Origin of the sequence: Frigoribacterium sp. CFBP 13707 (assembly GCF_014842245.1) — a bacterium.
GTDB lineage: Bacteria > Actinomycetota > Actinomycetes > Actinomycetales > Microbacteriaceae > Frigoribacterium > Frigoribacterium endophyticum.
Map to the genome: position 1 here is coordinate 37774 of NZ_JACYVL010000010.1, position 12610 is coordinate 50383.

Below are 12610 nucleotides of genomic sequence, written 5' to 3' on the forward strand. Positions count from 1 at the left end.
GAAAGGCGATCATTATGAAAGATCCCCAGCATTTCTGGCCCTCCGGAGCTCGACTCGCAGTCACGGTATCGGCCCAGTTCGAGGCTGGCGGCCAGCCAATCTCCGGCGCCCCCGGCCCCATCACCGAGCCCGTCATCGACGGCTTCCCCGACCTCGGACAGAACTCCTTCTACGACTACGGCGCGCGCGAGGGAATGCCGCGCATTCTCGATCTCCTCGACCGCCACGACATCCGCATGACGTCGTTCATGATCGGCGACACCGTCAGGCGGCACCCTGAACTAGCCGCCGAGATCGTCAGACGCGGACACGAAGCCGGAGCGCACGGACGCAGCTGGCAGCGTCAATACCAGCTCGACAGGGACGCCGAGACCGAGTGGATCCTCGACGGAGTCGAAGCGATTCAAGAGGTCACCGGCACCACGCCGACCGGCTACAACAACTACTGGATCCGACCAGGCGTGAACACGCTCGAGATCCTGCAGGAGAACGGCTTCGACTACCACATCGACGATCTCTCCACCGATGAGCCGTTCCTCCAGCTCATCAACGGGGACCCTTTCGCCACCGTCCCCTATTCCGTGCACCTCAACGACATCGCCAGCTTCGACTTCCCCAGCTTCTCGCCGTCCGACTACGAGCAACAGATCGTCGACGAATTCGACCAGCTCTACGAGGAAGGCGCCACGCGTCGCCGGATGATGACGATCGGGCTCCACGACCGCATCTCAGGCCACCCCTCCCGAGTCAGAGCACTCGACCGGGTGCTCAGCCGACTGCGGGAGCGGGAGGACGTCTGGTGGGCTCGACGCGACGAGATCGCTCGCTGGACACTCGATCACCCGGAGACGGCGCTCTGGGTCGACCGGGACCCCGCACCAGTCAGCGGGCTCCCGGGGAGGAGCGCATGAGTGCGCCGGTCGCATCCGCCGCCGAGCGCTTTATCACCTCGTTCATCGCCCGCGACTGGCAGGTCATGCGTGCACTGCTCTCGAAGGACTGCGTCTGGAGCATGCCAGGTACCGGACGTCTCAGCGGCGACGCCGAAGGCTCCGATGCAGTGATCGCGCGAGCGCGTTTCATCACCGGGGATGGGCTGCACACCGAACTGCTCCACGCCCTTACAGGAGCGTCCGGCTCTGCCGTCATCCTCCGGAACACGGCAGCCGTAGGCGATCGCACGCTCGATGAACACCTCGCAACCGTCGTCACTTCGCTCCACGACCGCATCGTTCGGATCGACACCTACCTCTCCGACGTCGCCGGTAAGGACCGGTTCTTCGGATGACCCCGCGCCGAGCGGACTCGTCCGCCCCTCACCAGAAAGACACCGCCATGGACTTTGCCCAGAAGATCCTCCACGACGCGGCCCGCAATCGCGGCACCGCCTTCACCATTGAGGAACGTCGCGCCCTCGGCCTCGTGGGCCGCCTTCCAGCAGCCGTCGAGACTCTCGACCAACAGGCTGCCCGGAGCTATGCCCAGCTCGGCCGTCAGCCCACCGACCTGGCGAAGTACCTCTGGCTCGATGCGCTGCACGACCGCAACGAGATCCTTTACTACCGGCTCCTCACCGACCACCTCGCCGAACTGCTGCCGATCGTGTACGACCCCACCATCGGCGACGCGATCCAGCAGTGGTCGCACGACTACGAGCGCTCCCGCGCCGTCTACCTCTCCATCGACTCGCCCGACGAGATCGAGGCCGCCTTCCACAGCCTCGGCTTCAGTCCGGACGACGTGGACCTCATCGTCGCGTCCGACGCGGAGGAGATCCTCGGTATCGGCGACTGGGGTGTCAACGGGACCGACATCGCCATCGGCAAGCTCGCCGTTTATACCGCCGCCGCCGGCATTAACCCCCGACGCGTGATCGCCGTGAATCTCGACGTCGGGACAGACAACCAGAAACTCCTCAACGACGACGCCTACCTCGGCAACCGGCACGAGCGCATCCGCGGGAACCGCTACGACGACTTCATCGACGCCTACCTGACAACCGCGGCGCGCCTGTTCCCCCGGGCGCTTCTCCACTTCGAGGACTTCGGCCCCTCCAACGCGCGGCGCATCCTCGTGGAGAACGCTGACCGCTACCGCGTCTTTAACGACGACATGCAGGGCACCGGCGCGATCGTGATGGCTGCGGTCATCTCCGGTCTCAAAGTTACCGGCGAGACATTCGCTGATCAGCGCCTTGTCGTGTTCGGGGCAGGAACTGCTGGTACGGGCATGGCCGACCAGATTGCCTCCGCGATGCGCCGCGCCGGGCTCAGCCGCGAGGAGGCGGCCGCGCGAGTGTGGCTCGTCGACCGTCACGGTCTAGTGACGGACGCGATGGAGGATCTGCCCGACTACCAGCAGGCCTACGCGCGACCGGCGGGAGAAGTTGCCGAGTGGGGGGACGCTCCGATCGATCTGCTCACCGTCGTCCGCCGTGTCCGTCCGACGATTCTCATCGGCACCTCCACCGCGCACGGTGCCTTCACGCAGGACGTCGTGGAAGCCCTCGCTGCCGGAGTGGAGCGCCCGATCCTCCTCCCGCTGTCCAACCCCACGAGCCGCATCGAGGTGATGCCCTCGGATGCCGTGCCGTGGTCGAAAGGACAAGCCCTGATCGCGACCGGTATCCCCGTCGACCCGGTCGAGTACGAGGGGGTCAGCTATCGGATAGGTCAGGGCAACAACGCTCTGCTCTATCCCGGCCTGGGTCTCGGCACGATCGTCTCGGGCGCGAGGCACGTTACCGACGGAATGCTGCTCGCGGCCGCCGAGGCCGTCGCCGACCAGGTCGATGTCTCCGAGCGGGGCGCTTCGCTCCTGCCCGAGGTCGCCGACCTCCGCGAATCCTCAGCGCTGGTCGCCGCCGCGGTCGCGAATGCCGCGACCAAAGATGGCGTCGCGACAATCGAGCACGACGACCTCGACAGCGCCGTCCGCCACGCGATGTGGCAGCCCACGTACCCGGACGGAGGCGCGCACTCGTGAACGACCGCGTTCCGACTCTGCACGACGTGCCCCTCGGGCTCACTGCCGAGGGCACTCGGCAGGAGTTCGACAGCATGGGCACTGTGGAGGTCCCGGCGAACCGCTACTGGGGAGCCCAGACCCAACGCTCCCTCGAGCACTTCTCGATCGGCGATGACCGCATGCCCAAGGAGGTCTACCACGCCTACGGTGTCGTCAAAAAGGCTGTCGCTTTGGTGAACGGCGACGCTGGACGCCTGCCCCGCTGGAAGGTCGACGCGATCGTGCGCGCTGCAGAGGAGACCATTGGCGGCCGCCTCGACGAGCACTACCCCCTCTACGTCTGGCAGACGGGCTCCGGCACTCAGAGCAATATGAACGTCAACGAGGTGCTGGCGAACCGGGCGATCCAGCTGCTCGGCGGAGAGCTTGGCTCGCAGCGGCCGATCGGCCCCAATGACGACGTCAACATGGGCCAGTCCAGCAACGACACTTTCCCCACTGCGATGCACATTGCAGCACTGGAGCTCATCGACAGTCGTCTCCTCCCGCAACTGCGACACCTCCGCGACACCATCGAGCACAAGGCCAAGGGATGGAGTGACGTGGTCAAGATTGGCCGCACCCACCTCGAGGATGCCGTGCCGCTCACCGTCGAGCAGGAGTGGTCAGGGTGGGCCGCGCAGCTTGATCAATGCGAGACCGAGATCGATCATGCCCGCGCAGGTCTGCTGCAGCTCTCGATTGGCGGCACTGCCGTGGGCACTGGGCTCAACGCTCCGAAGGGCTTCAGCATCGATGTCGCGCGCCGGATCGCAGAGCTCACCGGCAAGGACTTCGTGACGGCGCCGAACAAGTTCGCCGCTCAGGGATCGCTCGACGCAATCGTCCGCGCCCACGCAGCGCTTCGAGGCCTCGCTGTGGCGTTGATGAAGATTGCGAACGACATGCGGTGGCTGGCGTCGGGCCCGCGTACCGGCTTCGCTGAGCTTCGCCTCCCAGCGAACGAGCCCGGCTCCTCGATCATGCCGGGGAAGGTGAACCCCACCCAATGTGAAGCAATCGTCATGATCGCGATCCACGTCCTTGGATCCGACACCGCCGTGGCCTTTGCGGGGTCTCAGGGCAACTTCCAGCTGAACGCCATGCGCCCAGTGATTATCGACGCGTTCCTTCACTCGGCACGCGTGCTCGCCGACGGCATGGAAAAGTTCCGCCAGTTCTCGGTCGACGGCACCGACCTTGATCGCGAGACAATCCACGGATACGTCGACCGGAGCCTCATGCTCGTGACAGCCCTCAGCCCAACGATTGGCTACCAGAACGCAGCTCACATCGCCGAGGAAGCAGTTAGAAAGGGCCTAACGCTCCGAGAGGCGGCGATCAACTCCGGCCACGTGGACGGTGCGGCCTTCGATTCCATCGTGCAACCGACTTCAATGGTCGGCTCGGGATATGGCGGCGCTTAGGGCGCGTTGAGCCCCGTTTGAGCTGGCGGCTGTGCATGGAATCGGAAGATGCCGTCACGGTCTTCCACCGTCGGCGTGAGAGAGGCGTGACGCGCGTGCCTGATTGCGTCGTCTCTCGGCCCGGCGGAGGATCAGGGCAGGAATGCAGCTGCCAGTGTGTCAACGCTCCGCGCCACGAAATCCAGTAGGATCGCGTCTTCGTTTGGGAAGAACCAATATAGTCAAATCATCCGCATGTGAGCCGGCGCGCAATTTTTGACCCCAATGACGTACAGCTTCGTACAAAGGGCCAATGCGTCATTCGAAGGGATCGACTGCTTCGCGAGAAGCGCGCCGGCCAAAGTGAGCGATCAAGTGGTGCTGGGCACGACGCGAGACGCTACTCGGAGCACGCTGCATTGCTGTTAAATCGATCGCAACTCCCGCCGTAGGAAAGGCAAGATGGCGTCCGCGACAGCCTGAGGAGCTTCACGCTGGACAAAGTGGCCGACGTTGCTCAGTACCTTGATCTCAATTCCTGCCGGGAACGACGTCTCTGACGCGTGAGCGGCGGGGACTGTCTCGCATCCGTCATCGGCTCCGACGAGGAAGGTTGTGGGAACGTTGATGTCGGGCCATTGATCAAGCTGAGCCTGCAAGTCCGCATAGACGGCTGACCCGATTGCTTCGGTGGCGCCGTGTCGGTAATAGTGAATGACGGTCTCAATGAACTGTCTGTTGTCGAAGAGCGGCAGAAGCATTTCCCGTTCGTGAGGGGTTATGACGCCAGGAGCCGACCAGTGGCCCCACGCCCAGCTGATGAGCGCGCGAGGGTCGGCGGCGAACGACGATGCTCCGACATCCGTGCATAGCCAGTAGCGGTACCAAGCGACCGCAGCATCATCGAGCGCTTCGCTCGGAGTCAAAGTCGATCGAGGTCCGTAGGCAGTGGCGAGGGTGACCAGACTACGAATTCGTCCTGGAGCGATAGCTGCCGCTGCATGTGCAGCCCGCGCACCCCAGTCATGCCCCACGAGCACTGCCTCCTCAATCGACAGTGCGTCGAGAAGTTCTAGAAGGTCGCTCGCGAGAGCCGCGATCTGGCAGGATCGTGCTCCGTCTGAAGCAATAGAATTGCCCACTCCCCGAAGCGACGGCCGGATGACGCGAATATCGTCGGGAAGCAACGCCATGACACGCTCCCACGTCGCCGGCCCGTCAGGGAACCCGTGTACGAGCATGAGAACAGGACCGGCCCCTCGTCGATGTACTCCAGTTGAGCATTCGGGGTTTGCGCAAGGGCGGCATGCGGCTCGAACCTTCGCATTGCTTGCCCGTTGGTTGCCTTATGAACGGAAGTTGAGGGGCGCTGATCGGTCACATGGACTTTCATACTCGTCCGAGAGAAATAAATCACAATTGGAGCGGCTCTTCAGCGGTTGGCTCCACCGAATGTGCCTTCGACTTGTCGGTGGTATGAGGCCACCGCCGACGAGGATTCATCGAGGCGTCTTCAAGAACCCCCGGGGAGTGGTTCTGCTCCGATCTGACATAATAGATATTATCAGCCACATTTGGGGTAGCTGGGGAAAAGAAGCTCGCGTTTGGGGCACGGTGGCCTTTGTTGCTCGATCCACCTGCGCGTTGTGCAACGCCGCTACGCTGAGGCACCTGTTCCTAGGGTTGTTCTCTCAGGAGGTGCCGTGTTCAAGGCCAATGTGCTGCGCGTGATGATCGCGTCACCCTCAGACCTCGGTGCGGCCCGGGATGCTGTCGAGGACGCCATCGGCTCCTGGAACGCGAAACATGCTGAATCGGCTGGGGTTGTTCTTCTCCCCTGGCGGTGGGAAAGCTCATCTGTACCTGGCCTTTCGGCTCCTGCTCAGACGCTTTTGAACCGGCAGGGAGTCGATCGATCGGACATAGTCATCGCGCTCGTTGGGGCGCGCATTGGAACCGCGACGCCCGACGCAATTTCGGGGACGGTGGAGGAGATCGACCGAGCCCGCGCACGTGGCATCCCCGTGCATCTCTACTTCTCTCAAGAAAGCGTGAGTCTGAACTCGATTGATACGGCGCAACTTGAGGCGGTTCGTACTTTCCGGAGCCAGATCCAGAGGCTTGGTCTCTACGGTGAATTTGGTCGAATAGACGACCTCCGCGAGCAGGTTGACCGGGCGCTCTCGAGTGATGTGAATTCACTTGCCGAACGGAAGGCGGACGCCTATTTTGAGGCGGACTCGGACCGTGTAGTGGACCTACATGACACCCGCTGGGTGATGTCCCGAGGCTCCCTCGCGTCAGGTTCTTGGAGCGCGAGGGTGGAGAGCTGGAGATCCATTACGAGCAAGAACGCTGATGGAATCGAGCGGTTTGTCATTTCGCTAGGGCGGGAATCGGACAAGTTGATCCCTTTCGGCGAGGCGAATCTTCCTAGCTACCGCCTGTTGCCTGATTCTTCTCGGTCAGATGGCGGATCTCTGAAGCTGCTACCGCCTCACAAGTCGAGCGGCGGGTCCTTTGCTCAATATGTGGAGTTTGATCCTCCTCTCGATCCGGGAGAGTCGGCGCACTTGCATTGGGATGGTTTTGTTCCTAACTTCAAGTTCAGCACGAGGGAGTTGTTTGAACCTACGACGCGCGGGTCGAAGCTCGGGCTAAGGGAGTGGGACTACGTGTCCTTTCCCATTTCGGCACCCGTAGCCAGATTCATCTACTCCGTATTCATCCCCGACGAACTGCGCGCGGATTTCGTTGGAGTGAAGGCTGGCCGCGGTGGAGTCGACACCGCTGAGTCACACCGGCTTCGAGTTGCAGGGCACGCATCGGTGAGACGGACATCAGTGGACGGAGTCGAAGGTAGTGAATTGTCTCTCGATATTGAGAGGCCGCATCTCAAGTGGACGTACAGATTGTGCTGGCGCCCACCCTCGCAAGGCGATCTGGATGCCGGGGCCGCGAGTCCCGCTTAGGAGCTCTGCGGCTCATTCGTAGCTAGTCATAGACCAAGATTGACAATTACTAATCGTGGCCTATCGTTGGCAATATGTTGCCAGAGCAGAACCCCTACAGTCCAGGATCTGGTCGCCGGCCACCGGAGCTTGTTGGGCGCCAGAAAGAGCTTGAGGCCTTTGACACGCTGACCGCCAGGGTTGGGTACGGCATGGGCGATCGCGGCATCGTTCTGACGGGCCTTCGTGGCGTGGGTAAGACGGTGCTTCTGAACGAAATGCACCGACGGGCTGACGCTGCTGACTGGCTCACGGTCCGCCTCGAGGCCCGTCGTGACGAGCAGGGCGCCAAGACCGTTCGCCGGGCCCTCGCTCGCGAGGTCGTCGTAGCCGCTCGGAAGCTCACCCGCACCACGCTCACGGGCCGAATGAGAGACGCGCTCGGCACTATCTCCTCCTTTAATGCGAAAATCGGTGCTACGAGCATCGAGTTGGGCGTCGACATCAGCAAAGGTCGCGCTGACTCCGGGGACGTTGAGGTGGACCTCCTCGAGCTGGTCGAAGACGTCGCTGGCGCCCTCGGCGAAAAGCGCCGGGGCTTCGCCGTGTTCGTGGATGAGATGCAGGACCTGGATGCAGAGACCATGGGCGCTCTCATCGCTGCCCAGCACGCCGCAAATCAGCGCGATTGGCCCTTCTACATTGTCGCTGCGGGCCTGCCCAACTTGCCTCGCGTTCTGACCGAGACCCGCTCGTACGCGGAACGGCTTTTCAACTATCGACCCATCGGCAAGCTCGGCCGAGACGACGCCGCCTACGCACTTCGAGAGCCTGCAGAACGGCTCGGCGCCGAGTACGAACCTGAGTCCCTCGAGAAGCTTCTCGACGCCACTGATGGCTACCCGTACTTCATTCAAGAGTTCGGCCAAACTGCTTGGAACCTCGCCCCCGACCGGACCATCACTGTCGCAGATGCCGAAGCTGCGGTGTCCTACGGTACCGAGCAGCTCGATGCCGGTTTCTTCAAGTCTCGATGGGAACGCGCTACGAGATCCGAGCGACGAATGCTTTACGCCATGGCTGCCGATGGGGAAGGCCCCTCCCCCACAGCGGCCGTCGCCCACCGCATGAGCCTTCAGCCCAGCAGCCTCGGCCCCTACCGGGCAGCCCTCATCAGCAAAGGGCTCGTCTACGCACCCGAGCACGGACAACTCGCCTACACAGTCCCCGGGATGGCCGCCTACATTGACCGCCACCACGACGACCTCGACTTCACCGGGGCCCCCGAATAGCGGCGCTTCCCTCTCGCGTCCTGTCCCCCGCCTTGCTGTCTAGTCTCCTATCCCACGGACGTCGACGAATAGGCCCGGTGGAGGGGCGGCGTAGGGAAGCGGTTCACCGGGATCGGTTGTTCCAGAGGACTTCGCGAAGGGTCCGACAGGGCTCAGAAGGACGCCCATGTGGTGGTCGGCGTGATCACGCCACCAGACACTCATCCCGGTTGCGCCGTCGTGGCGGAAGTGCTCCCAGGTGCGCCAGAGGGCATCGAGACGGGCGACGGCTTCCGGGTGCATCCACCATTGCGGGTCCCACCGAAACTCGCCCCTAGGGCTCACGTCACGGCGGTAGGTGACGATCAGGAACTCCCGCACGAACTCGTCGGCCGAGCCGTAGAACGTCTCTGGCTGTTCGAGGGCGTCGTCCTCGTCGTCCGCGTCATCCCACTCAGCTACGTTGCTCATCGGCCGTCCTCCGCCTCGAGCGGCTTCATCGTCGACGCGTTCAGCCACGGGTTGCCCTCTGCCGGTGTCGAGGCCACGGCCGTCGTCGACCCCGCGACACGGGCCGTGGCCTCGTGAGCGGCGATCGACGCGTGGATCTTGTCGGCGTTGGGGCTCTCGTACCAGGGCGCCGTCTTGACCATCGAGGTCCGAAGACCCGAGGCCAGGAGAATCGCCCGACCTCGAGGTAGCTCCGCGAGCTCGGAGATATCGAGGATGCGACGCCGGTTGTTGTTCACGTTCGTCGACCGGACCCCCTTGTTCATCGAGTACGACACGGCCTCGTGGTCGTAGTCACCAATGAGCTCCGAGAGCTCACGGAGCCACTCGGTCTCCTTCACTCCCCCGAGGTACACGACCTCGTTGGCGGCGCTGAACAGTTTCCGCATGCCGGCGAGGGTGAACACGTCGACGCCCTGTGACCAGGACTGGAAGATCGACATGATGGGGATGCCCCGGGAGCCGTAGTGCGAGTACAGGTCTGGCAGGTCCTTCCACCGGCACACGTTCGCGGCCTCGTCGAGGATGCAGAGCAGAGGCGTCGTCAGGCGGCCGCCGGGCTGGGTCTTGGCCAGGCGTTCGCCGGCCTCGACGACCGCGACGGTCAGAGCGGTCACCAGGGGCGCCGCGGTGCCCTCGCCCTCCTTCGAGAGTGAGTACAAAGTGTCGGTGCCGCGCACGAACTCGTCAGGGTTGAATTGCGGACGCATGTCGTCGGCCATGTTCCGCCCTAAGGGCGTGACCCACCGGCCGATGCTGCTGTTTTTCAAGCACGCGGCCATCTTGCGGGCGGTGCCGTAGACACCGTCGCGCTGCTTGGGCGAGGTGCGGGACGCGCTCTCGACGTCGTCCGCGATGAGCCCGAAGCCGCCCTTGCGGAGGATCGAGACCATTTCGCGGTTGTCGGGGTCGGTGAGCCACCCGAAGACGTCGGTGATGGGGCGCTGGTCCAGGGACGCGGCCAGGAGCATGCCGGCGAGGAGGTCCTTACCGGCGGGGTCGAAGAACGCATCGCCCTTGTCGCCGGCCTCGCGAGAGCCGGCCGCGAAGTGCCCGGCAAGGCGGGCGGCCGTGGTGTCGTCGGTGACGTATGAAAGCGGGTTCCACCACCAGGTGGGCTCCTCGTCGACGAGCTGCTGCGGGTCGAACACCCACGTCGTGCCGACCTGGTCACGCATCTTGCGAGTCGTCTCGACGGTGTCCGGCTTGTTCGACGTCGTCAGGAGGGCGCCGGGGGCGGCGAGAATCGCGGGGACGACCAGCGAGGTCGTCTTACCCACGCGGGGCCCGGCGATGCCGATCGTGACGTCCTCCCACGAGGCGTAGAGCATCTTCCCCGAGCGCATGTCCTTACCGAGGGGCACGCCGGGTCGGCCGGGCACCCCGAGGCGTGCGGCCTTCTCGAGCGAACGCTTCTCCTGCAGGTCGAGAAGATCCTTCGTCGAGCCCATGTACCGGGCGGACGTGTCGACGCGGGTCTTGTCCTTGCTCGACGGGCGGTAGATTTTTGCGGCCGCCACCACGAGAACGAGCAGCACCACGGCGACGACGATCGAAAGAACCGTCGCCAGCGACGTCCATTCGACCGTGCCGTTCTTGATGCCGGTGGCGATCTTGAACGGGTCGCGGGGCAGGTCAGTGTTCGTGCCGTCGATCTTCGACGCCGCCGAAAGGCCCACCCATGCCGACGCGACCGCGCCGGCGACAATGCAAAACATGTACGTGTAGAGCACGGTGTTCGGGTTGGACCGGCCCGGCTCGGCACGGCGGTTCGTTTGCTGAGTGCTCACGCTGCACCCTCCTCGAGCTCGTTGCCCTCGTCGCCGACGACGACCGCTAGCTCCGGGGCCAGGCCGATCATCTCGTCAGGCTCCGGGAAGACTTCGGTGGCGTGCCACGCCTTGTTGGTGTCGTTGATGTAGCGCTCCTCCTCGGTCAGCTCGACGTGCACCGGGATGCCCGGGTGCCCACCGACCTTGATGAGGAATTTCCCGCGCCCGGGCGGCTCCTGCTCTGGGGACCATCCGGGCGGGTTCTGCCAGGACATGACGAGGTTCTGCTCCGAGCGGGACAGCGCGACCGCCTGAGTGAGCATCGCCATCTCGGCCCGGGGCAGCCCGCCGGCGACGATCATCCCGGCGCGCTCGACGAACCCGCGGGCTTTCATGCGGTCTTGCTCGTCGGGCAGGGCCAGGAGGTCCGACATGGTGTGCGTGATCATCGCAAGGCCCACGCCACGCTGACGGTTCAGGCGGGTGAGGGAGTCGATGCGGTCGACGATGCCCTTGCCGACGCGCAGCGCCCGCCACAGCTCGTCCATGACGATGAGGTAGTGCCGGCGGGGCTGCAGTTTTGCGTCCGCGAGAGCTGTGGCGACGTTCACCGTGCCGAATCCCTGAGACCAGCACGCGAGGAGGACGGCGGCCTGCAGGTCGGTGTCGGACTCGTCGATGCTTGACACGTCGTAGACCACCGGCTTGTCGTGGCGCATCGCGACGTCGGTCTGCTGGGAGAAAATCTCGCCCAGCCGTCCGCCGCGGGTCAGGCTGATCAGCGACGCCTCGAGGCCTCGGGTGATCTCCTGGTACGCGCGCATGTCGCCGCGGTCGACCGCGACGTCACGGACGGCGGGGTGGGCGTCCTGGATGACCTTGAGCAGATCCGCCAGGACGGGGATGCCCTCGAACTCGTCATCGAGCACGCGCAGTGCCGCGTCGATCATTGACTCCTCGACGTCGTTCGGCGGCTGCTTTCGGAGGATCGTGAGGAGAGAGGACACCATCGTGTTTCGGCGCCCGTGGGCGTCGGCGATGAGCTGCTGACGCTGCTCCTCGAACCCGGCGACGCGCAGCTGCTCGGCGGCGTCGATCGCGCCGCCCGGGTCGAGGATGTTGAGGTGCCCGCGGCCACGGCCGAGGGTGATGACCTGCCCGCCGAGAGCGCGAACCATGTCGACGTAGTCCGGCTTGAGGTCCCCGAGGACGAGTGGCAGGTAGCCCATGCCGTCGCCGCCGACGCCCATCCGTCGGATGAGCGTCGACTTTCCCAGGCCCGGCAGGCCCAGGGCGAAGATCGAGGGGTTGGAGATGATGCCGACTTGGAACCACGAGATCGGGTCCGCGCAGACCGTGGCCCCGGTGTCGAGGTGCAGCCCCAGCGGGACACCGCTGATCGGGCTTCCCGAGCCGACGGCGTAGGGCCAGAGGCCGCACACCTGCACCGTCGTGCCGCGCCACTCCGGGGCGGGCTGGACGATGACGGTCTCACCCCGGCCACGACCGATCCAACCGCGGGGCGTGGGGCGCGTGAACGACTGACCGGCAGCCCGGAGCGCCTGGCGCTCCTTCTTCGTCAGCTTCTTCTTCGACTCGGACTTCGCTTCCACCTGGGCGGGGGTGAGTGTCTTGGCTCGCTTTTTGGTGACCCGACGGGTCCCCTGGTCAAGCGCGGGCATCGGTAGTCCCTT

General features: G+C 64.4%; 10 protein-coding genes. 6 read left to right on the top strand and 4 right to left on the bottom strand.

The annotated features are described in order from the left end of the window. Positions 1-14: 14 nt before the first annotated feature. The 4 genes from IFT45_RS13835 to fumC are packed head-to-tail and all read left to right on the top strand — an operon-like array spanning position 15 to position 4433. Entirely contained in the window at positions 15-911 is an 897-nt protein-coding gene (locus IFT45_RS13835) for a polysaccharide deacetylase family protein (protein ID WP_192128831.1), read from the top strand. Beyond that, positions 908-1288, top strand: a complete 381-nt coding sequence (locus IFT45_RS13840; RefSeq protein WP_192128833.1) for a nuclear transport factor 2 family protein — start codon at positions 908-910, stop codon at positions 1286-1288. The genes IFT45_RS13835 and IFT45_RS13840 overlap by 4 nt, the downstream gene beginning before the upstream one ends. A gap of 47 nt (positions 1289-1335) precedes the next feature. Continuing rightward, positions 1336-2985 carry an NAD-dependent malic enzyme gene (locus tag IFT45_RS13845; protein ID WP_192043162.1) on the top strand — a complete coding sequence of 550 codons (1650 nt, stop codon included), beginning with the start codon at positions 1336-1338 and terminating at the stop codon, positions 2983-2985. Beyond that, positions 2982-4433 carry a class II fumarate hydratase gene (gene fumC, locus IFT45_RS13850; protein ID WP_371811019.1) on the top strand — a complete coding sequence of 484 codons (1452 nt, stop codon included), beginning with the start codon at positions 2982-2984 and terminating at the stop codon, positions 4431-4433. The genes IFT45_RS13845 and fumC overlap by 4 nt, the downstream gene beginning before the upstream one ends. 404 nt (positions 4434-4837) lie before the next feature. Here the strand turns inward: fumC and IFT45_RS13855 are convergent, their stop codons facing one another. Then, positions 4838-5653 (bottom strand): alpha/beta fold hydrolase, encoded by an 816-nt coding sequence (locus IFT45_RS13855; protein WP_192128835.1) that lies wholly within the window; start codon positions 5651-5653, stop codon positions 4838-4840. Positions 5654-6115: 462 nt separating this feature from the next. Between IFT45_RS13855 and IFT45_RS13860 the strand changes: the two genes are divergently transcribed. Both IFT45_RS13860 and IFT45_RS13865 read left to right on the top strand, forming a co-directional pair. Then, on the top strand, positions 6116-7384 hold the full coding sequence (locus tag IFT45_RS13860; protein WP_371811021.1) for a DUF4062 domain-containing protein: 1269 nt from the start codon (positions 6116-6118) through the stop codon (positions 7382-7384). Between the two features lie 74 nt (positions 7385-7458). Next, complete coding sequence (locus IFT45_RS13865; protein ID WP_192128837.1) at positions 7459-8655, top strand: ATP-binding protein; 1197 nt, start codon at positions 7459-7461, stop codon at positions 8653-8655. Positions 8656-8694: 39 nt separating this feature from the next. Here IFT45_RS13865 and IFT45_RS13870 read toward each other — a convergent pair whose 3' ends face one another. The 3 genes from IFT45_RS13870 to IFT45_RS13880 are packed head-to-tail and all read right to left on the bottom strand — an operon-like array spanning position 8695 to position 12598. After that, the gene (locus IFT45_RS13870) at positions 8695-9105 is read right to left on the bottom strand and encodes a DUF4913 domain-containing protein (protein ID WP_192128839.1); all 411 of its coding nucleotides are present in this window, start codon (positions 9103-9105) and stop codon (positions 8695-8697) included. Further along, the gene (locus IFT45_RS13875; protein ID WP_192128841.1) at positions 9102-10934 is read right to left on the bottom strand and encodes a TraM recognition domain-containing protein; all 1833 of its coding nucleotides are present in this window, start codon (positions 10932-10934) and stop codon (positions 9102-9104) included. The genes IFT45_RS13870 and IFT45_RS13875 overlap by 4 nt, the downstream gene beginning before the upstream one ends. Further along, positions 10931-12598 (bottom strand): ATP/GTP-binding protein, encoded by a 1668-nt coding sequence (locus tag IFT45_RS13880; RefSeq protein WP_244638019.1) that lies wholly within the window; start codon positions 12596-12598, stop codon positions 10931-10933. Before IFT45_RS13880 ends, IFT45_RS13875 begins: the two co-directional genes overlap by 4 nt. Positions 12599-12610: the final 12 nt, after the last annotated feature.

Excerpts from the sequence above, each read along its gene's own strand:
- IFT45_RS13840 (WP_192128833.1), top strand. The coding sequence starts at position 908 with ATGAGTGCGCCGGTCGCATCCGCCGCCGAGCGCTTTATCACCTCGTTC.
- IFT45_RS13845 (WP_192043162.1), top strand. The coding sequence starts at position 1,336 with ATGGACTTTGCCCAGAAGATCCTCCACGACGCGGCCCGCAATCGCGGC.
- IFT45_RS13870 (WP_192128839.1), bottom strand. The coding sequence starts at position 9,105 with ATGAGCAACGTAGCTGAGTGGGATGACGCGGACGACGAGGACGACGCC.
- IFT45_RS13835 (WP_192128831.1), top strand. The coding sequence starts at position 15 with ATGAAAGATCCCCAGCATTTCTGGCCCTCCGGAGCTCGACTCGCAGTC.
- IFT45_RS13865 (WP_192128837.1), top strand. The coding sequence starts at position 7,459 with ATGTTGCCAGAGCAGAACCCCTACAGTCCAGGATCTGGTCGCCGGCCA.
- IFT45_RS13855 (WP_192128835.1), bottom strand. The coding sequence starts at position 5,653 with ATGCTCGTACACGGGTTCCCTGACGGGCCGGCGACGTGGGAGCGTGTC.
- IFT45_RS13880 (WP_244638019.1), bottom strand. The coding sequence starts at position 12,598 with ATGCCCGCGCTTGACCAGGGGACCCGTCGGGTCACCAAAAAGCGAGCC.